Origin of the sequence: Stenotrophomonas indicatrix (genome assembly GCF_002750975.1) — a bacterium.
GTDB lineage: Bacteria > Pseudomonadota > Gammaproteobacteria > Xanthomonadales > Xanthomonadaceae > Stenotrophomonas > Stenotrophomonas indicatrix.
In genome coordinates this window covers 3,634,993-3,653,747 of record NZ_PEJS01000001.1, presented here as the reverse complement: position 1 = coordinate 3,653,747, position 18,755 = coordinate 3,634,993, and the positions used below count along the sequence as shown (strand labels likewise).

Annotated in this window: 15 protein-coding genes and 1 tRNA gene; 11 read left to right on the top strand and 5 right to left on the bottom strand. The window is 64.2% G+C overall.

Translation table 11 applies throughout. The features are described 5' to 3' along the window. Positions 1-176 precede the first annotated feature (176 nt). On the top strand, positions 177-1,352 hold the full coding sequence (locus CR918_RS16840; RefSeq protein WP_263291494.1) for an O-antigen ligase family protein: 1,176 nt from the start codon (positions 177-179) through the stop codon (positions 1,350-1,352). A 25-nt stretch (positions 1,353-1,377) separates the two neighbouring features. Here CR918_RS16840 and CR918_RS16835 read toward each other — a convergent pair whose 3' ends face one another. Further along, positions 1,378-2,184 carry a glycosyltransferase family 2 protein gene (locus tag CR918_RS16835; RefSeq protein ID WP_032976680.1) on the bottom strand — a complete coding sequence of 269 codons (807 nt, stop codon included), beginning with the start codon at positions 2,182-2,184 and terminating at the stop codon, positions 1,378-1,380. Between CR918_RS16835 and CR918_RS16830 the strand changes: the two genes are divergently transcribed. Further along, a complete protein-coding gene (locus tag CR918_RS16830) occupies positions 2,183-3,241 on the top strand; it encodes a CDP-glycerol glycerophosphotransferase family protein (protein WP_099843837.1) in 1,059 nt (352 codons plus the stop codon). The genes CR918_RS16835 and CR918_RS16830 overlap by 2 nt on opposite strands. 175 nt (positions 3,242-3,416) lie before the next feature. Here CR918_RS16830 and CR918_RS16825 read toward each other — a convergent pair whose 3' ends face one another. The 4 genes from CR918_RS16825 to CR918_RS16810 form a co-directional block, all read right to left on the bottom strand. Further along, positions 3,417-4,958, bottom strand: a complete 1,542-nt coding sequence (locus CR918_RS16825; RefSeq protein ID WP_099843835.1) for a PH domain-containing protein — start codon at positions 4,956-4,958, stop codon at positions 3,417-3,419. Continuing rightward, complete coding sequence (locus CR918_RS16820) at positions 4,955-5,431, bottom strand: PH domain-containing protein (RefSeq protein ID WP_088101515.1); 477 nt, start codon at positions 5,429-5,431, stop codon at positions 4,955-4,957. The genes CR918_RS16825 and CR918_RS16820 overlap by 4 nt, the downstream gene beginning before the upstream one ends. Positions 5,432-5,543: 112 nt before the next feature. Then, positions 5,544-6,677: a GTP cyclohydrolase II RibA gene (ribA, locus tag CR918_RS16815; protein WP_032976682.1), complete on the bottom strand. Its 1,134-nt coding sequence runs from the start codon at positions 6,675-6,677 to the stop codon at positions 5,544-5,546. Between the two features lie 74 nt (positions 6,678-6,751). Further along, the gene (locus CR918_RS16810) at positions 6,752-7,672 is read right to left on the bottom strand and encodes a lauroyl acyltransferase (protein WP_025879049.1); all 921 of its coding nucleotides are present in this window, start codon (positions 7,670-7,672) and stop codon (positions 6,752-6,754) included. Between the two features lie 61 nt (positions 7,673-7,733). On the opposite strand from CR918_RS16810, the gene dtd reads away from it, so the two are divergent. From dtd to CR918_RS16745, 9 genes are all read left to right on the top strand, one after another. Beyond that, entirely contained in the window at positions 7,734-8,174 is a 441-nt protein-coding gene (dtd, locus tag CR918_RS16805) for a D-aminoacyl-tRNA deacylase (RefSeq protein WP_032976683.1), read from the top strand. A 90-nt stretch (positions 8,175-8,264) separates the two neighbouring features. Then, a complete protein-coding gene (rpoD, locus tag CR918_RS16800; RefSeq protein WP_032976684.1) occupies positions 8,265-10,115 on the top strand; it encodes an RNA polymerase sigma factor RpoD in 1,851 nt (616 codons plus the stop codon). A 634-nt stretch (positions 10,116-10,749) separates the two neighbouring features. Beyond that, the gene (locus CR918_RS16795) at positions 10,750-11,079 is read left to right on the top strand and encodes a hypothetical protein (RefSeq protein ID WP_099843834.1); all 330 of its coding nucleotides are present in this window, start codon (positions 10,750-10,752) and stop codon (positions 11,077-11,079) included. 44 nt (positions 11,080-11,123) lie between these two features. Then, positions 11,124-11,199, top strand: a tRNA-Ile gene (locus CR918_RS16790). Between the two features lie 177 nt (positions 11,200-11,376). Beyond that, the gene (locus tag CR918_RS16785; protein ID WP_099843833.1) at positions 11,377-12,591 is read left to right on the top strand and encodes a tyrosine-type recombinase/integrase; all 1,215 of its coding nucleotides are present in this window, start codon (positions 11,377-11,379) and stop codon (positions 12,589-12,591) included. A gap of 841 nt (positions 12,592-13,432) precedes the next feature. Then, positions 13,433-14,143, top strand: a complete 711-nt coding sequence (locus CR918_RS16775) for a hypothetical protein (RefSeq protein ID WP_099843829.1) — start codon at positions 13,433-13,435, stop codon at positions 14,141-14,143. 625 nt (positions 14,144-14,768) lie between these two features. Beyond that, positions 14,769-15,308, top strand: coding sequence for an HNH endonuclease signature motif containing protein (locus CR918_RS16760; RefSeq protein ID WP_207759527.1), 540 nt, complete (start codon positions 14,769-14,771; stop codon positions 15,306-15,308). A 1,390-nt stretch (positions 15,309-16,698) separates the two neighbouring features. Beyond that, on the top strand, positions 16,699-16,857 hold the full coding sequence (locus tag CR918_RS21190; protein WP_165780908.1) for a hypothetical protein: 159 nt from the start codon (positions 16,699-16,701) through the stop codon (positions 16,855-16,857). 204 nt (positions 16,858-17,061) lie between these two features. Further along, positions 17,062-18,753: a lytic transglycosylase domain-containing protein gene (locus tag CR918_RS16745; protein ID WP_099843823.1), complete on the top strand. Its 1,692-nt coding sequence runs from the start codon at positions 17,062-17,064 to the stop codon at positions 18,751-18,753. Positions 18,754-18,755 lie beyond the last annotated feature (2 nt).

The following is an 18,755-nucleotide window of genomic DNA, read 5'->3' as shown; positions in this document are numbered from 1 at the left end:
CAGCGTGGGATTGGCCGTGCCGGTGATCCCGTTCATTCCGCCGGATTGCAGCGAACTTTTTCGACGTGGCAGCTTCACAGCACAACCTGGAATCCACGATCGGCGATCCGCTGGGCGTCCCCGCAGGCAGGCGCCCGCGCGCGGCGCACTGGCTGGCGCAGATCGGCCTGTTCTGCATGCCGGCACTGGTGCTGACGATCCCGATCAACCTGTTGCCCTACGCGCTGCTGCTGCTGGTCAGCACGGCGATGGTGCCCGGCCTGCTGTGGCAGGCCCGGCGTATGGACAAGCAGCCGATCAAGGTCCTCAGCTGGCTGATGCTGGCGGTGCTGGTGATGGCCATCGTGTCGGTCGCGCTGTTCGAACAGGGCTTGCGCGATGTCGACAATCGATCCCGCTTCCTGGTCATCCCGTGGATCGCACTGTGGGTGTGTGCGCTGCGCCCGGACATGCGCTGGCTGTGGCGCGGTGCGTTGGCCGGACTGGTGGGCACCTTCGTGCTTTCGGCGCTGCAGGTGTTCCAGGGTGCGGCACGCGCCGAACTGTTCACCAACGCGATCGTGCTCGCCGACATCGTGATGATGCTGATGGTGCTGCTGGTGTTCTGCCGGCCGTCGCGGCGCTGGTCGTTGGTGATCGTCGGAATGGCCGCCGGCTGCGGAACCATCATCCTGACCGGAAGCCGGGGCGTGTTCGCGGCCCTGCTGGCGCTGCTGGTGGTGCTGGCACTGAGCCTGCGCTGGCGCACCGGCGCGGCGCGTCTTTCAGTGCTTGCCGGCATGCTGGCCATCGGCGCGACCCTGCTGCTGTCGGTGCCCGAGCTGCGCCACCAGGTGCGGTTGTCCGAACTGCACAGCGATGTGCAGCGCATGGAGCAGGGTGACAGCGACTCTTCGGCCGGGGCGCGCGTCGAGCGCCTGCAGGTGGCGTGGGAGACCTTCCTCGACCATCCACTGACCGGGGTGGGCATCGGCCACTTCGACAGGGCCATGAAGCGTGTGCCGGCCTGCCGCGAGAATCCGCAGGAAATCCGCTGCCACCTGCGCCATGCGCACAACGATCTGGCCGAATGGTCGGCCACCCAGGGCCTGCCGGGCATGTTGCTGCTGCTGGCGGTATACGGGGTGCCACTGTGGGTGTTCCTGCGCCTGCACCGGCGCAGTGGACACGCTACCTTCCGTGGCCCTGCCGCCGCCGGCGTGATGGTGGTGGTGTCCTACATCCTGTGCGGCCTGACCCAGTCGATGTTCGCGCACCAGATGACCGCAAGCTTCTACGTCACCATCGTCGGCCTGCTGACCGGCCTGTCGATCGTGGAAGGTGCCCGGCACCGGGCAAAGAACGCCCGGTAGCGTCCAGCCACGCTCGGCTCCGCACTCAGGGGTTGGGCGGATCGGACACGGCCTGACCGTTGCCCAGCATCCACAGCATGATGGTCTTCTGGCGCACGTAGTTGGCGCGCACGTAGGCGTATACCAGGCCATGCCAGCCGTCGCGGAAGCCGCCACGGAACAGGAAGCCGCGCCAGAACCGCCAGGCCGGGGCCAGCACCAGCTTGCCGAGGGTGGCCCGCTTGCCACGCGCGAACTCGTGTTCGGCCATCATCCGCGCGTACTTCTCGGTCTTGGCCAGCTGCTGCTGCAGCGAGCGGTAGGGGAAGTGGATGAGGTCCCCGCGCAGGGTGCCGACCGTGCCATCGACACTGGCCGCCTCATGGATCTCGCGCTTGCCGCGCCAGCCGCCGTGGCGGCGGTCGAACAGGCGCAGCACCCGGTCCGGATAGGCATTGCCGTGGCGCAGGAACCTGCCGAAGTACTCCGACAGGCGGGCGAAGCGGTAACCCGCATGACCTGCAAAGCCGCCGTCGCGGGCCTGCTCGATGGCCGTGCGCAGTTCCGGGCTGATGCGCTCGTCGGCGTCCAGGCACAGTACCCAGTGGTGGGTGGCCTGCTCGACGCAGAACGCCTTCTGGCTGCGGAAGCCATCGAACGGACGCTGCAGCACGCGGGCGCCGGCCGCCTCGGCGATGGCCACCGTGGCGTCGGTGGACTGCGAGTCCACCACCACGATCTCATCGCAGAAGGCCAGCGAGGCCAGGCAGTCGCCGATGCGCCCGGCCTCGTTGAACGCGATAATGCAGGCCGAGATGCGAGGCCGTTCGATGGGAGCGGTCGTGGAGGACATGATGGCCGGGTACCTGTTGTTTGCGACGGAGCGCTATGCGCTGCCTATTCTCGCCCCGTTGGTGCAGGCCTTGCACGCTTCCGGCCAGGAAGTGGCGGCCTGGTTCGAAGATGGCGCGGCTGGCAGCCAGCTTCCCGGCGTGCCCAACATCGGCCTGATGCAGGCCCTGGCGATGCGGCCGCGGGCGGTGTTCAGCGCGGCCAACTGGGTGCCGACCTTCCTGTCGGGGGCCAAGGTGCAGCTGTTCCATGGCTTCAACGTGGAAAAGCGCGACAGTGCGCGTGGCCACTTCCGGGTGCGCGGCATGTTCGACCTGTACTGCACGCAGGGCCCTGCCACCACCGCGCCGTTCCGCGAGATCGCGGCAGTGGAGGGCCATTTCGCCGTGGCGGAAACCGGCTGGCCGAAGCTGGACCCGCTGTTCCGCGACGACGGTGGCGACAGTGCCGCGCTGCGCAGTGCAGCCGGCGGCCGCCCGGTGATCCTGTTCGGTTCAACCTTCACCGAGCGCTTGAGCGCCGCCCCGCACCTGCATGCGCAGATCGCGGCCGACATCGCCGCCGGGCAGCACTACTGGCTGCTGACCCTGCACCCGAAGTGCCCGCCGGAACTGTTCGAACGCTACCGCGCGCTGGCCGGCGCCAATGCGCGTTTCATCGAACCGGAGCAGGTGATGGCAGCCCAGCGCGCCGCCGACGTGCTGGTGTCGGACACCTCATCGATCGTTTCGGAGTTCATCGTCCAGCACAAGCCGGTGGTGACCTTCCGCAACCGCGTGCCGAAGCCGCACATGATCGATTTCGATGATCCGCAGCAGCTGCCGGCCATGCTGGCGCGCGCGCTGCATCCCGACGCGGCGTTGCAGGCGGAGATCGTGCGTTACGCCGATGCCATCCACCCCTATCGCGATGGCCTGTCCAGCGAGCGGGTGATCGCCGCCACCGAGGATTTCCTGTCCGGCGAGATGGGCGTGCTGCGTCGCAAGCCGTTTGGCAGCTGGGTGCGCGACCTGCAGATCCGCAAGGACCTGGGCTACTGGGGTCCGTCGCAGCGGTGATGTGGGTAGTGCCGGCCGCTGGCCGGCAACCACCGGAATGCCTGCGTTTGCCGGCCAGCGGCCGGCACTACCGTAGATCCACGCCACGCGTGGGTGGTGCAGTAGATCCACGCCATGCGTGGGTGGTGCAGTAGATCCACGCCACGCGTGGATGGCGATTCAACGATCGGCCGCGCTACCAGCGCAGCTTGCGCCGTGCCAGCGCCGTGGCCAGTTCTTCCATCAAGGCATGTGCACGCGCCTGCGGCAGGTAGCGCAGTGCCAGTGCCACATCGCCATGCGCACCGGCGGTGTCCAGCTGCAGGCTGGCCGTACCCAGCAGCTTGTCCAGTGGCGAACGCTGCAGGCGCAGGCCCTGCACCTTGTCCAGCTCGGCCCAGCGCCACCAGCGCTTCCACCAGCCGCCGCGCACCGCCGCGAACTGGCCATCCAGGTGCCAGCCCATCCGCGCCATCTGCCGGTGCGCGATCAACAGGCTGACCGGCAGCCAGGCCAGCAGTGCCAGGGCCGGCAGGCCCCAGCGCCAGTACAGCGCGGCGGTCAGCAACGGCACCACCAGCAAGGTGGACAGCGACAATCGCCACCATCCGCGTTGCGGAATCGGTTGCCACTGCTGCGGCGGCCATTGCAGCTGCGGCAGCAGGTGGCGCACCAGCCCATCGCAGGCGCTTGCACCAGCCAGCGGTGCCAGTTCGCGCAGCGCGCGGTCGTCGTCGCGCGAGGGGCCACCGGCAGCGCTGTCGATACGCAGCTGGCGCAGCCCGAACCAGCGTTGCAGGGTGCTCTCGCCTAGCGTCCATGCCTGGATGCGGCGGCGCGCGACGCTGCTGCGGGTGCGGCTTAGCAGGCCGGTGGAGACGGTCAGGCGCCGCTCGCGCTCGCTGAGGGTGAAGCCGTGGTAGCGCAGCAGCGTCAACACCACCGACAACACCCGCAGCAACAGCCAGCCCAGCAGCAACGCGGCCGCCAACAGCACCAGCCCGCCGGTCACCCCGGCATGCAGGTGGCTGGCGTAGCCGAAGGCCTCGCGCCCGCCACGCTGGATGGCATCGTCCATCACCGGGCGCGGTACGGTCTGGAACAGGACGCCGAAGGCGGCGATCGCCAGCGCCCAGCCACGGTTGGACAGCAGGCCCATGCGCAGCACATCCCAGCTCGACAGGCGCAGCAATACCTGCTCGTCGTCGGATGGCACGACATCGGCAGCCGGCGCGCCGCTAGGCGTCGGCTGGGGCGCCTGCCCACGCTGGCGCACCAGTTGTTCCAGGGCCAGCGCCTGGTCCAGCCGCAGCACGCGCATCTCCGCTTCCGGACGCACCCCGCCGGCCGATTCCAGGCGCAGTTCGGCAACCCCGAACAACCGGTGCAACGGGTTCTGCCGCACTTCCACGTTGTGGATGCGGGCGAAGGGAATCTCGCGCCGGTTGCGCGCCAGCAGGCCGCTGCGCACGGTGATCGCATCGTTGCCGATGCGATAGCGGTAGCTGAGGTACTGCAGCACCGACACCAGCACCAGCGCGGCGATGGCGGTCAACGGGATCAACTGTGCCCACATCGGATCGCGGTCGCCGCGCTGGCCGAACACCAGCAACGCGACCAGCGGCAGGAAATAGTGGCGCAGCTGCATCAGCAGCACGAACAGCCACGACCACGGATGCAGGCGATGCTCGTCGCCACCGCTGGGCAGCGAGGGCGGCAGGGGCGGGGGCAGGCTCACAGGGCGTCGGCGTCCTGGTCGAGCTGATGGGCCAGGGTGTCACGCAGGCGCTCGGCATCGGCTTCGTCCAAGCCGCTGACGGTGACCGCACTCAGGCGGGTGCCGGCGGTGTGCACGATCAGCGTGGCCAGGCCTGCACGCCGCTCCAGGGGCCCGCGACGCAGGTCCAGGTGCTGCACGCGCGAAATGGGAATGCGGGTCTCCAGCTGCCACATCAGGTCGCGGCGCAGGCCCAGGCCCTGTGCGTCCAGCCGCCAGCGGGTGCGGGTCAGGCGCCGATGGCCGATCCAGGCGCCGAAGGCGAGGCCGACCAGCAGGCCCAGCATCGCTGCCCACAGGCCACCGGGAAGATCGAAGAACCACCAGAGGGCCGCCAGCGGTGCGCCGGGGATGAACAGTCCGCCGAAGGCGCCCTCCAGCGCCGCCAACCGGGCAGCGCGCCGCGGCAGGGGTTGCCAGTGGTCGAGGGGCATTTCGGCAGCAGCAACAGGCAAGGGCAGTTCGGTCACGCGGGCGTCCGTCGGGCAGCAGGGCGGGCAGGCGCGGTGATGACCGCACCGCGCAGACGTTAGCAGGTCGCCCGCGTTACTGGGCGGCCTGGATCAGCGCATCGACATCCAGCAGATGGCCAGCGCGGTCGGCCTTGGTGCGCAGGTAGTGCTCGTTCTCGGCGGTGATCTCGCCGGTGACCGGAATGCAGTCCAGCACCTCGATGCCGGCATTGCGCAGGCGCTGTGCCTTGGTCGGGTTGTTGCTGAGCAGGGCAACACGGGATACACCCAGCCCGCGCAGCATCGCCACCGCGCTGCCATAGCGGCGCTCGTCGGCGCCGAAGCCCAGCTGCGCATCGGCGTCGATGGTATCCAGGCCGTCATGCTGGTAGCCGTAGGCGCGCATCTTCGCGGCGATGCCGGTACCGCGGCCTTCCTGGTCCAGGTACAGCAGCACGCCGCCGCCCAGTTCCTTCAGTTTGCGCAGGCCGCGCCGCAGCTGGTCACCGCAATCGCACTTGAGCGAACCGAACAGGTCGCCGGTGAGGCAGGACGAATGCACGCGCACCGGCACCACTGCGGACAGATCCGGTTCGCCGACGATGATCGCTACCTGGTCGCGCTGGGCGACGCCACCGCGGAACACCGCGAAGGTGGTCATGCCGACGTCGCGCAGCGGCACCGGCGAACGCGCCACCAGTTCGTAATCATGTGCGGCGTGCGCGGCGCCTTCGGCCAGATCGCACAGGCCAACCTCGGCCGCGCCATCGAACGTGGCGTCGTCTGCATCCAGGCGCACGGCCACCATCGCCGGCAACAGCAGGCCCAGCCGGGCCAGTTCGACAGCGCCGGCATCGAACGCATCGCCTGCGCTCCAGGCCGCGGGCATCGGTCCGGGTTCGCGCAGGTAGCCCAGCGAGGGCAGGGCATCGAAGGCAACGCCGGCCAGCGGCAGGCGCGCGCCCTCGGGTGCCTCCACGCCGAGCACGCGGGCGCGGGTGGCGGTCAGGTACAGGTAATGGCGCTCGCGCGCGGCACTGGCGAAGGCGGCGAAGCTGCTGGCAGTGGCGCTGTCCAGCGCGATCACCGCCAGGCGCTGGCCCTGGCCATCGTGGAGCAGGACCGGGCGACCGGCGCGCAGTTCGGCGACCGCGCGCTCGCAGCGGATCGCTGCCGGATCACCGAACAGGGAGGAAGCAGACATGGCAGGACCGGGGGAGGCGGACATCGGTGTCTCTATGGGGGCGCCAGCGTCGTATTCAACGTGCTGCGGCGGTGTGTCGCAGGCCGGTGCAGCGGCTCTCAGTGCGGATGTTCGTCGGTCGCGTATGGGTCTTCCTCGCCGCTGCCCGGTGGCCGCAGCGTATAGCGCTTGTAGGTCCACTGGTACTGCGCCGGGTCGCGGCGGGCGATGCGCTCGATGCCCGCGTTGAGCGCGGTGGCCGCCACGTGCGGGTCCGGATCGGCCACGGCCGGGTCGGTCGGCTCGATGTGCAGGGCAAATTCCATGTCCGGGCCGATGCGCTCGCACCAGCCATACAGCACGGTCGCGCCGGTGCGCTCGGCCAGGCGGTTGACCAGGGTCATGGTCAGTGCCTGCACGCCGAAGAACGGCACGAACACCCCGTCGCCGGCCTTGGGCTGCTGGTCGGGCAGGATGCCGGTGGCACCGCCGTCCTTGAGCACCTTGAACAGCTGGCGCACGGCCGGGCCTTCGGCGCGCACCTGCTGCACGTTGTCGCCGCCGCGCACGATCTGCAGGAAGGCATCGCTGGCCTCGTCCTCCGGCGGCTTGTAGACGATGGCGATCTGGCCGCGCGAGGCCAGCCACTGGTTCAGCAGCTCCCAGTTGCCGTAGTGCGGGGCCGCCACGATCACGCCCTTGCCGCTGGCAAGGGCCGCGTCGTACAGCGCCTGGCCGTGGCGCTCCTTCAGGTGCAGGCGCAGGTTGTCGGCGGGCTTCCGGCTCCACAGGCGCAGGGTCTCGATGGCCTGCAGGGCGGTGGAGCGCAGCAGTTCGCGCTGCAGGCGGTCGCGTGCCGGTGCGTCCAGCTCGGGGTAGGCCAGCTCCAGGTTGCGGCGGGTGACGCGGCTCTCGCGGGCATCGAGGCGCACCCACGTCCAGGCCAGGGCGCGCGCGAACCCGCGCAGCAATGGCCAGGGCAGGCGGGCGAACAGGGTGGTGGCGCGGTAGACCAGCCGGGCTTTGCGGTGTGGATTCATCGGCCCCAGTTTAGCCAAGGGCGCTGCTATCGTGGCCGGCCCCTTGCCTGGAAGCCCGCCGATGCTCGTCCTGATTCAACGTGTCAGCCAGGCTGCCGTGCATGTGGAAGGTGAGGCGGTGGGGCAGATCGGCCCCGGCCTGCTGGCCCTGGTCGGCATGGAGCCGGGCGATACCGAGGCCCAGTTGCAGCGGATGGCCGAACGCCTGCTCGGCTACCGTGTGTTTGCAGATGAGGCCGGAAAAATGAACCGCTCGCTGCGTGATACCGGCGGCGGCCTGCTGCTGGTCAGCCAGTTCACCCTGGCCGCGGACACCCGTTCCGGCATGCGGCCGAGCTTCACCAGCGCGGCACCGCCGCAGGAGGCTGAACGCGGGTTCAATCGATTTGTCGACATCTGTCGTGAAAATCACGCGCCGGGGGTGGAAACGGGCCGCTTCGGTGCCCATATGGTCGTCAGCCTGGTCAACGACGGTCCCGTGACCTTCCTCCTCAGGCCCTAGGCCGCCGGGACCACCGCCCGGCAGGCCGGGCCCCGGGCTGGTATAATGCTACGTTCCCTATTTCCCCCTAGCCGGTGGCGCGAGCACTACATGGCCAACGAACGTCCTGCCCAATCCGAAATCAAGCAACTGATCAGCAAGGGCCTGGAACAGGGCTACCTGACCTATGCCGAAGTCAATGACCATCTGCCCGACGACATGGTCGACCCGGAACAGATCGAAGACATCATCGGCATGATCAACGGCATGGGCATTGATGTCCATGAAGTTGCTCCGGATGTGGAAACCCTGCTTCTCAACGACGGCAACACGGGCAACCGTGAGGTCGACGACACCGCAGCCGAAGAAGCTGCCGCCGCGCTGAGCGCGCTCGACACCGAAGGTGGCCGTACCACCGACCCGGTGCGCATGTACATGCGCGAAATGGGTACCGTCGAGCTGCTGACCCGCGAAGGCGAAATCGCCATTGCCAAGCGCATCGAAGAAGGCCTGTCCCAGGTCCAGGCCGCACTCGGCCAGTTCCCGGTGTCGGTCGAATCGTTGCTGACCGATTACGAAGCGCACAAGGAAGGCCGCAAGCGCCTTGCCGAAGTGATCGTCGGCTTCAACGACCTGACCGACGACGTGCCGGCCCCGGCCGCTGTGGTGGCCGATGACGCGGACGACGCCGATGCCGACGCCGACGAGGAAGAAGACGACGTCGACGGCGGCGATGAAGAAGCCGCACCGACCGGTCCGGATCCGGAGGAAGTGGCTGCGCGCATGCAGGCGCTGGGCGATGCCCTCAACGCCTTCAAGAAGGCTGCCGCCAAGGGCGACAAGAAGAACCTGCTGAAGCTCCGCGAGGAGATGTCGGCGGTGTTCGTCACCCTGAAGCTGCCGCTGCCGCTGACCGACGTGCTGACCAAGCAGCTGCGCGACACCATGGGCAGCATCAAGGCCCACGAGCGCCGCGTGCTGAACCTGGCCACCGTCACTGCCCGCATGCCGCGCAAGGACTTCATCCGTTCCTGGGAAGGCAACCAGACCAACCTGGAGTGGGTGGAAGACGCACTGAAGCGCAAGCAGAAGTGGTCTTCGGCGCTGCGTGAAGTGAAGGACCAGATCGTGTCCGAGCAGCAGGCCACCATCGACATCGAGAAGGTCACCCTGCTGGACCTGGACGAGCTGAAGGAACTCAGCCGTGCCATGGCCTACGGCGAAGCCAAGGCGCGCAAGGCCAAGAAGGAAATGGTCGAGGCCAACCTGCGCCTGGTGATCTCCATCGCCAAGAAGTACACCAACCGCGGCCTGCAGTTCCTCGACCTGATCCAGGAAGGCAACATCGGCCTGATGAAGGCCGTGGACAAGTTCGAGTACCGCCGCGGCTACAAGTTCTCCACGTATGCGACCTGGTGGATCCGCCAGGCCATCACCCGTTCGATCGCCGACCAGGCGCGCACCATCCGTATTCCGGTGCACATGATCGAAACGATCAACAAGTTGAACCGCATTTCCCGCCAGATGCTCCAGCAGTACGGCCGCGAGGCTACGCCGGAGGAGCTGGCCAAGGAAATGGACATGCCGGAAGACAAGATCCGCAAGGTGATGAAGATCGCCAAGGAGCCGATCTCGATGGAAACCCCGATCGGCGACGACGAGGATTCCCATCTGGGCGACTTCATCGAGGACACCAACGTGGAGTCCCCGATCGAGAACACCACCAACATCAACCTGTCTGAAACCGTGCGCGACGTGCTGGCCGGCCTCACCCCGAGGGAAGCCAAGGTGCTGCGCATGCGCTTCGGCATCGACATGAATACCGACCACACCCTCGAGGAAGTCGGCAAGCAGTTCGACGTAACCCGCGAGCGCATCCGCCAGATCGAAGCGAAGGCCCTGCGCAAGCTGCGTCACCCGAGCCGTTCGGAGCAGCTGCGCAGCTTCCTGGATATCGATTGATCTCCAGGTAGTGCCGAGCGATGCTCGGCAACGGCTTTTGTCTGGAAAAACCCCGCTTCGGCGGGGTTTTTCTTTGGAGGCTTTGCGGGCCGTGTATGTCGGATCCACCCGGTGACGCGTCTGCTCTCTGTAGAGCCGAGCCCATGCTCGGCTGCTTCCCGCGATGACGCGTTGGCCAATTCCCCCGTCGTTTCCGCCCGCCAATACTTGCGCCTTGTGACGCAACCGGCTTGAGCATTGTTGAGCAATAAAGCGCGATTCCGTGCGGCGGGCAGGAGTTGACCAGTTCAATCCTCAATCGCCCCAGTGCGTCGAGCTGTTTGAGCCGCCATGGCTCCCGCAAGCCCTGTCGCAATCAACAATTGAAGGTACTACCTTCTTTTCCACACAGTCCCCCGCAGGTGCTCAACACACCGTCGTGGGAGGGCTGTCTGCCGTAACAGCGGACGATCCAAGGTCAAATCGCATCACTCGCCACCCCGGCGAGCCCAAAGGTTTCTGGCCGGGTGGCGCGCAGCCATGCAAGACCCCGAAAGGGGAAAAGCTGCGGGCGGCCCTACGACCGTGTTGAAGCACCCGGCCGCCTCTCTCAACAGGAGGCGTAGAAGGTTCGACGAATCGTAGGAGATCCAAGATGAGACTGAAGGCGATAACCGGCAAGAGCGCTGGCGATCGGGTTAGTGCAGATACGTGTGACTTCCCGCCCCTCCTAGATTGGAATGAAGTGATGCAGGACGAACGGGAGGATCGGCTGGGGTTTGCCAGGCGCGCGACGTTCGCCCTGCTGACGCAGTCTGGTGCGGGATTGATCGAGGGCTTCGGTAGCGGCAATCAGAAGGGACTGGAGGGAGCCATGAGGGCAGTGGCGCTGTTCCAAGCGCATCTGCAGGAGATGGAGCTGTTCGCTGGGATAGCCGAGAAGCGGTTGCAGCACGTCGCTGAGGCACTCGCTACTGCCGGCTGAGTAGCCGACTACGGCCGTGCTCTACTACACTGTGACGCTGCGCAGGGCCTATAGCTCAACGGTTAGAGCAGGGGACTCATAATCCCTTGGTTCCAGGTTCGAATCCTGGTGGGCCCACCACATTGATGTCCAGCGAAGTCCAGGGATGTCCAAGAGTGCAGGCGGTACAGGGGTTTTACTGCGCTTGACCGTCCATCGGCATCCGTTGGCATCCACTTGCATCCGCAAAAAAAGTGAGTCAGGCTGTGAGTCGAGGGTAGGTAATTCCTGACCCCGACTCACTGGCGGATGACTCACATGCTCACCGACACCAAAGTTCGCACACTGAAGCCCAAGGCGGCGGCCTACCGGATCGCCGACTCGAATGGGCTATGCATTGAGGTGCGTCCAACGGGGTCGAAGGCTTGGCGGTACCGCTATAGGTACGCCGGTAGGGCCAGCATCGTCACCCTCGACGAGTACCCGTCTATGTCCCTGCAGGCCGCCCGCGTCGAGCGTGACCGTCTGCGTTCTCTGCTGCGCGGTGGAGCCAATCCCGCTCAGGTGGCAAGGGTCGAGAAGGCAGTTCAAGGAGAGCGCGCCGCAAACACCTTTGGTGCCATCGGCTTGGAGTTGCTCGCCAAGCGGACAAAGGAAGGCCTTTCCCCTGGATCCGTTGTGCGCGAGCGGCGGCTGATCGAGAAGGATCTGGCTGGGTTGGCGGATCTGCCTGTTGGGGACATCACTGCTCCGGTTCTGCTGGCTGCGCTTAGGAAGCTGGAACAGCGAGGCGTAGTCGAGACCGCCCATCGGGCGAGGGCCCACGCCGGCCGTATCTTCCGCTATGCCATCGCTACGGGCCGTGCTGACCGAAATCCCGCTCAGGACCTCACGGGAGCGCTTGAGCAGCCTCAGACCAAGCACTTCGCTAGCGTGACTGACCCCGCCGTCATTGGTGGCCTCCTTCGCGCGCTGTGGGGCTACCAGGGGGCATTGGTCACTCAGGCCGCGCTAAAGCTGGCCCCAATGCTGTTTGTTCGCCCTGGGGAGCTGAGGCAGGCAAAGTGGGCCGACATCGATCTGGATGCTGCAGAGTGGCGCTACGTGACCAGCAAGACGAAGACGCCGCACATCGTCCCGCTCTCGAGCCAAGCTGTGGAAGTGCTTCGGGACCTGTACCTCTACACCAAGCGTAGCGAGTTCGTCTTCCCCGGTGTCCGTAGTGCCCTGAAGCCAATGAGCGAGAACACGCTCAATGCAGCGCTGCGTAACCTTGGCTTCGACTCGGACACGATGGTCGGCCACGGTTTCCGTGCGATGGCGAGGACCGTCTTGGATGAAGTGCTCGGCTACCGTCCGGACTACATCGAGCATCAGCTGGCTCACGCCGTGAAGGATCCGCTCGGACGGGCCTACAACCGAGCAACCCACCTTCCGGAGCGCCGGAAGATGATGCAAGCCTGGTCTGACTATCTCGACCAGCTGCGAGCACAGGAGCCTAAGGTGCTGGCCTTCAAATCCAAGCGTGCCTAAACCCCAGAGATGCCTTTAAGGATGGCCGGTCGGAGAAGTACAGCTGCATAAACAAAGCGGCCGAGGAAGGGGCGGCAACCCCTGGCTCGGCCTACCACAACCGACTATTGGAGAGTCGATCATGGATAGCGTGAGTATAAGTGCTGCCTCCGGGAGCACGCATAAAGATCCCGTCACGGGTGAGCTGGCCATTCAGGCCAGTGACCCGATTGACGAACTCTTGGCAATGGGGGTGGCGCCCCGCTTGCTCATCTCTCATCAACTCGTTTGCATGGACTGGCTGGCAGTGCACCGTCGAGACAGGTTCTGCCTGTGCTACTACGACAGCACAGGCACAGTCGTGACGGAAATGGTGGGCGCCGACCAGCTCCTCACTCGTGCACAGGAGATCGGTTGGCGGCCCGTCGATGACCCGATGGGACCTGATGCGGGTTGCCACCTATTCGAAGAGGCTTCGTACAATCTTCGGCGAGGCATTCACTGGTATGCGAATGCTTACGACGACACTGACGAAATGCTTCCCCTTGGCTTTCCTGAGGTCGCGCTGGTAGCGGGCCGAGAGCGGCAGCGACGGCGTGATGCGGCAGCGGATAGACGCTTCAAGCGCAGACAGCAGGAGACTGCCAAGCGGGCGCGGGAGAGGGCAAGGCGAAGTCTCGAGAGGCTTGCGGAAGACCTGCTGCGTAATCCACCTGCCGATGGTCCTGAGCTTAGAACAATGGCCCAGGCGAGACGCGCTGCCCGCGATCTAGTGAACGACACTATCGCCCACCTGAGTGGCCCTAGGTAGGATGTCGGAAGCTCGGGAAGCCCCAAGCTTGACACTACATCGGAGCAGCGTATGAGCACGACCCGATATTTCATGAGTCAGGAGGCGGAAGCCGCTTGGCGGAAGCTGACGGCATCTGCAGAGTATGCGCTGTGCCTGGATTCCCTGAAGGGAAAAGATCGGAGGCCCGGGATGTGGGCGGGGACGCTGGAGGACTGGGTTGCCGGTGCAGTGATGCACGGTCTCGCAGAACTGGAGCCATTCGAAAAGATGACATCCAAACAGCGGCAGGAAGCCTCAAAAAGGATGGTCGCCCACTGCGAGGCTCTCCGGGAGCTGCTCATACCGTTCTATGACGAGAAAAGTGGCCTGAATTGGCCCTTTCAGCCCGATCTGGATCTCGCTGCGCTCAATAGCGCGATCAACTACCAGGCTGCCCATCCTAGTGATTTCGAAGATCTTGACGAAGATGAAAGAGAGGACGAGTTCAACCGAATTCGGTTCTCTATCTATCACGGAATCAGGATGGACCTTGGGCTCGTCTTTGACGCGATCCACAATGGCGCGCTTCGCTTGGCCGAATTGGAGACAGAAGTAAAGAGGCCGAATGACTCTAACGTAAGGAGGCTGCGCTTTATCCGGCGAGTGACTAGCAAATTCATGAGGGAGTTTGGTACGCCGCACAGAGCGCTGGTGCTCGCGCTAACCTCGGTTTTCTTTAGCACTGAGGACTTGGACGAGGCTGCTATCTCCAAGCTGGCTCCTGTCTCGAAGAGGGCGTAGGCCGACGACCCTGAATCAGAATCGGAATCCCTGATTCTGATTCAGCTGAGCCAAATTCTTAAATTGCAGATTTGACGGCATGTTCCCTTAGGTCTCGCATCCATAAATTTCGACTCACCCGCCGCGCACAGCGGCCACACGGTGCAGTCAATGGATACGTATGGACATCGGGACTTCCGGCCCTTCATTCCGGAATGCGCGAAGGTAGGAATCGGTCGCTCCAAGGCATATGAGCTGGCAAAGGCCGGTCTTCTTGAGACGGTCAGCATCGGCACACGCCGGTTCGTCTACCTCGATAGCCTTTACACACTCCCCGCACGTCTTGCTGCGGCCTCTATGGAGGTCGCGGCGTGAACGAATTTGATTTCTCAAATCTCAACAGAGATCAGATGGGGCTCTTGGACCTGGGCGGCTGGACCGCTGACTGCGGTCGGGCTGCTCCTTCTCGGCGCGCAGCTACTGAACTGGTGAGCCGGGGACTTCTGGAAGCGTACACAGCCACCCATGAAGACAACCACGGTTCGTACCGGGTAACCGAATACCACGCGCCCCAGCGAGTGCAGACCGCTTGGAGAGCTCTCCAGGCGAGGCAAGAGCAGCAGTGCGAGTCGTTGGAGGAAGAGCCGTGAAGCCCTACGACACGCCAGCACTTGTGCCCCATCTCCCTTCTGGCCTTTTGGCATGCCTAAGTACTGGGCGAATCTTCAATGAGGATGGACAAGAAGTGGGCGTCCAAGCGCCTGATACCTACGTGCGGGTACTCAAGCGGATGAGCGCCACGGATCGCCTTCGCACGTGGTACGCGCATCGCGTGGTCTGGGAGGCTGCCTACGGGCCTATCCCTGAGGGGATGCAAATCGATCACCTTGACGCCGATGCGGGCAACAACGCGCTGTCCAATCTCGACCTTGTCACTCCCCAGCAAAACCGAGCAAGGCAAGCCCAGAGAAATCTGGCGCGCTACGGCTGCCGATCCACCTACTGCAAGCTGACTCCTGAGCAGGCATTGGCAATCCGCGACAGCGTAGAGGCCGTGCCCGTCAGGGTTTGGGCTCAACGTCTAGGGATCAGCCTGCGCACGGTCAGGGATATCCGAGGTGGTCGGACGTGGACGCACCTTCCCGACGCTGTCGGAAGCAAGAAGAAGCGGCCCAAGAAGACCTGACTGGCTTCCCACCTATGCCCTTGGGGGGTGTATGCACAATTTCAGCCAGGACCCAGCCAGCAGGCCGGCTGGGCACGGAGTGGCTCTTTCCGGCCGGCAACAGAACAAGCAGCGCCACCAGAGATTGAAGGGTCGGGGTAAGGGGCCTCCCTTTCTTTCAATCCAGCACCAGATCTCGGACTCCGAAGAGTTTGGCCTTCTTTCGGGAAATGCAGTGAAGCTGCTGCTTGAGCTTGCTCGTCAGTACCGTCCGGGAAGGAACGGAGATCTCAGTATTCCTTGGTCCATGCTTTCCAAGCGAGGTTGGAGGAGCAAGGCAACGGTCCAGGCGGCCAAAAGGGAACTGTTGGATGCTCGGTGGATCCTTGAGACTCGCAAGGGCGGCAAGAACATGTGCAGCCTGTTCGCGCTCACCTACTACGCGATTGACGAATCAGAGAAGCACCTTGAGCCATCGACCGTGACAGCCCCCAATCACTGGAGGCGAAATCACAATGGCTAGTCGCTATGTGGGCCAACTAGGTCGCTATGTAGGCCAACTCTCGAAACAGTTGGCCCACATACAGACCTGTGAGTTCGCTATGTGGGCTAGTCAGGTGGTTATCCACACCTGCCCGAGGTCGCTATGTGTACTCCCTTATAGATATCTACCAAGCGGAGCGCGCTCTTCACCGCTTCAGATCTTCTTGAAGCCTTGGCTTGAGGGGGGCGCCCCTTGAACCAGTCGGCACAGTACCGAGCCCGGTCCAAGCAGGTGCAAGCCCCGGAAGCTCCCGGTCTTGCCAAGCCTTGGACAGAGGGTTCGATCAACGTGGATCGAGCTTCTAGGGCATTGGCTGCTGCATTCGGTTGTGGGCCCTGCATGGCGGTGTCGTGGCAGGCGTCGTGGGTGGAGTCCTTGTCAGATGAGGATGGGGCCTTTGATCCCGATGGGCTCGCTATTCACTCGCGAGGAAGAGTGGTGCAGGACGCTAGGAGATATCTCCCCTCACATGCAGCCTCCAGGGCTATCGCACTGCGCGGCATCCGTGCGGACGCCCGTTCCTTGGCGGAGGACTTTGATCGCAAGGCGAACATGCGTGCCGACGCGTGCGCCACGCGTGTACGACGGGTGCGACGTTGGGATAACCACAAGTTTGCGGGCACCGTAGTCATCCCTGCTGTGAGGCCGGTACGCCCTGTGCTGCTGGCGCTTTCCGAGGCATCACTTGATGGCCCGCTCGAAGCTTGGCTGATGGTCTACGCCACTCAACGGATGGAGTTTTGGCCCAAGGTTGAGATGTACCTGTCTGCCATGGGACACAGGCCGGAAGTAGCTCGAGAGGCTGCGGCCAAGCTTCTGAAGCCTAGGGAGGCTCGAAGCTATAGAGACGGTGCGCGTTCGTTCCGAATGCGAGAGTCCACGTATCGGGATCTGGTGTCCAAGGTGCAGGCCATCCTCTGGGACTGGCTGGAGCGAGCCTGCTACGCGCTACTGGAGGAGCTCGGTGAAAGCAGCGGGTGGGAGGTGGGCGAGGGCAAGCTGCCGAACCTGTCCGGAGACGAGTGACATGCAAGCCACGCCTTGTCCTACCTGGATGCGGACATTATGCGGACAGGCAGGCCACTCGATGCGGGAGCGATTTACACCCGCCAAACGCCTTAAGTAATAGGGGCTCTACTACCCAAGGGCGGGCTCCTTGGCGGCGCCATCGGAAGGTGGCGCCGCCTATCCCTTCCCGGCGTATGAGACGCCTTGAATCGCAGGAAATACATGAATCCTCACATCAAGAACTTCTTCGGCAGAATCACGCCGAGATGGCAAAACATGACTGAGCAGGACCAGGGCGCAATCGCGAGGCAAGGCCTGTTGTCGGCTGGTCTTGCCATGCTTCGCCCGGCAGGAGGCAACTTCGGTGCTGCCCTGGCAAATGGCATTGAGGGAGGGCTGCTGGCTGCAAACCAAGGTGTCACCGCTGCGGAGAACTCTCGCTACAAGGAGGAGATCCTCGGCCGCACCCGTCAGGGTATGGAGCGCAACGCGGCAATCGAGGCGGCACAGCAAGGGGTGCTCAATCCCGACAGATCACTCAATGAGGACTCATGGAGTCGCTGGGCGAATGTTGATCCTGTTGGCGCGTTGGAGTTTCGTCAGAAGGCTCAGCCAGCGCCGAAGTGGGACCCCATGGAGATCCCCTATAGGAATCCGAGCACGAAGGAGCCTGGCTATCTCACGGTATTGCGCAATATCGCTACTCAGGAGATGCGCGATCTCAATGGCAATGTGATCAGCCAAGGCATGCTGTCCCCGAACTTCATGGACAAGCAGATGCCAAAGGCTGGGATGCTCTCACCAGAGTTCTGGCAGGATTCGCAAGCTTCGCCTGGAACGCTGGGAGCTGACGTTCTGCCCAACTTGGAGCAGGCTGTGATGCAGGTCGAGTCGGGCGGTAATCCTGCTGCTGTGTCCAGCAAGGGTGCCATGGGCACCATGCAGACCATGCCCGGTACTCTCCGCGATCCGGGCTATGGCGTGGCGCCTGCCCGCGATCAGTCACCCGCCGAGATGGAGCGCGTGGGCAAGGATTTCCTCGGTGCGATGCATCGCCAGTACGGAGATCCCCGTTTGGCGTTGGCTGCCTACAACTGGGGCCCTGGCAACGTGGATCGCGCCATGCAGAAGCACGGCGGCGATGTAGATGCTGTATTGGCCAATGCCCCCGCCGAGACTCGGGCGTATATCCCGAAGGTTCTGGCCCGGGCTGGTCAGGGAAAGGTGGCAGGGCCGGACATTGGTTTCCGGGCCGAACGTTCGTCTAGCCAGACAGAGCGCCAGCCGCCAGCTGGATATCGCTTCACTGTGGACGGTCGACAGCTTGAGGCCATCCCTGGTGGCCCGGCAGATCGGAAGAACAATCCAGCTCCAGGTGATATGGCAAAAGCAGAGCAAGACCTGCGGAAGGAGTACACGACGCAGATCAAGGGTGCTCAGACAGTCGTTAACTCTTACGGCCAAATTGCACAGGCGGCAAAGAGCCCCTCTGCACAGAATGATCTGGCGCTGATCTTTTCTTACATGCGCATGCTTGATCCCGCGTCTGTGGTTCGGGAGGGTGAGTTCGCCACGGCACAGAACGCCGCAGGCGTACCGGATCAGATCCGAAATGCTTACAACAAAGCCGTCAACGGTGAGCGACTGAATCCCGAGCAGCGAACCGGTTTCGTTAGCTCCGCGAAGGGGTTGCGGGATCAGGCACAGCAGCAGATCGACGGCTACCGGGAGCAGTACTCCGATTTGGCAAAGGAATACAACTACTCGCCAGAGCGGATCGTGGGCAGGGGCTCGTCGTCTCGCAAGGCAGGCCAAGTGCCCCCGGCAGCGGTGGACTTCCTCCGAAAGAACCCGAACATGCGCGCGGCCTTCGAGCAAAAGTATGGCGTCAGCGCTGATGACTACCTGAGGTAACC

Coding starts and splice junctions, on each gene's coding strand:
- CR918_RS16840 (WP_263291494.1), top strand. CDS start 177: ATGCCGGCACTGGTGCTGACGATCCCGATCAACCTGTTGCCCTACGCG.
- CR918_RS16830 (WP_099843837.1), top strand. CDS start 2,183: ATGATGGCCGGGTACCTGTTGTTTGCGACGGAGCGCTATGCGCTGCCT.
- CR918_RS16835 (WP_032976680.1), bottom strand. CDS start 2,184: ATGTCCTCCACGACCGCTCCCATCGAACGGCCTCGCATCTCGGCCTGC.
- CR918_RS16820 (WP_088101515.1), bottom strand. CDS start 5,431: ATGCCCCTCGACCACTGGCAACCCCTGCCGCGGCGCGCTGCCCGGTTG.
- ribA (WP_032976682.1), bottom strand. CDS start 6,677: ATGTCCGCCTCCCCCGGTCCTGCCATGTCTGCTTCCTCCCTGTTCGGT.
- CR918_RS16810 (WP_025879049.1), bottom strand. CDS start 7,672: ATGAATCCACACCGCAAAGCCCGGCTGGTCTACCGCGCCACCACCCTG.
- dtd (WP_032976683.1), top strand. CDS start 7,734: ATGCTCGTCCTGATTCAACGTGTCAGCCAGGCTGCCGTGCATGTGGAA.
- rpoD (WP_032976684.1), top strand. CDS start 8,265: ATGGCCAACGAACGTCCTGCCCAATCCGAAATCAAGCAACTGATCAGC.
- CR918_RS16795 (WP_099843834.1), top strand. CDS start 10,750: ATGAGACTGAAGGCGATAACCGGCAAGAGCGCTGGCGATCGGGTTAGT.
- CR918_RS16785 (WP_099843833.1), top strand. CDS start 11,377: ATGCTCACCGACACCAAAGTTCGCACACTGAAGCCCAAGGCGGCGGCC.
- CR918_RS16775 (WP_099843829.1), top strand. CDS start 13,433: ATGAGCACGACCCGATATTTCATGAGTCAGGAGGCGGAAGCCGCTTGG.
- CR918_RS21190 (WP_165780908.1), top strand. CDS start 16,699: ATGCGAGAGTCCACGTATCGGGATCTGGTGTCCAAGGTGCAGGCCATC.
- CR918_RS16745 (WP_099843823.1), top strand. CDS start 17,062: ATGAATCCTCACATCAAGAACTTCTTCGGCAGAATCACGCCGAGATGG.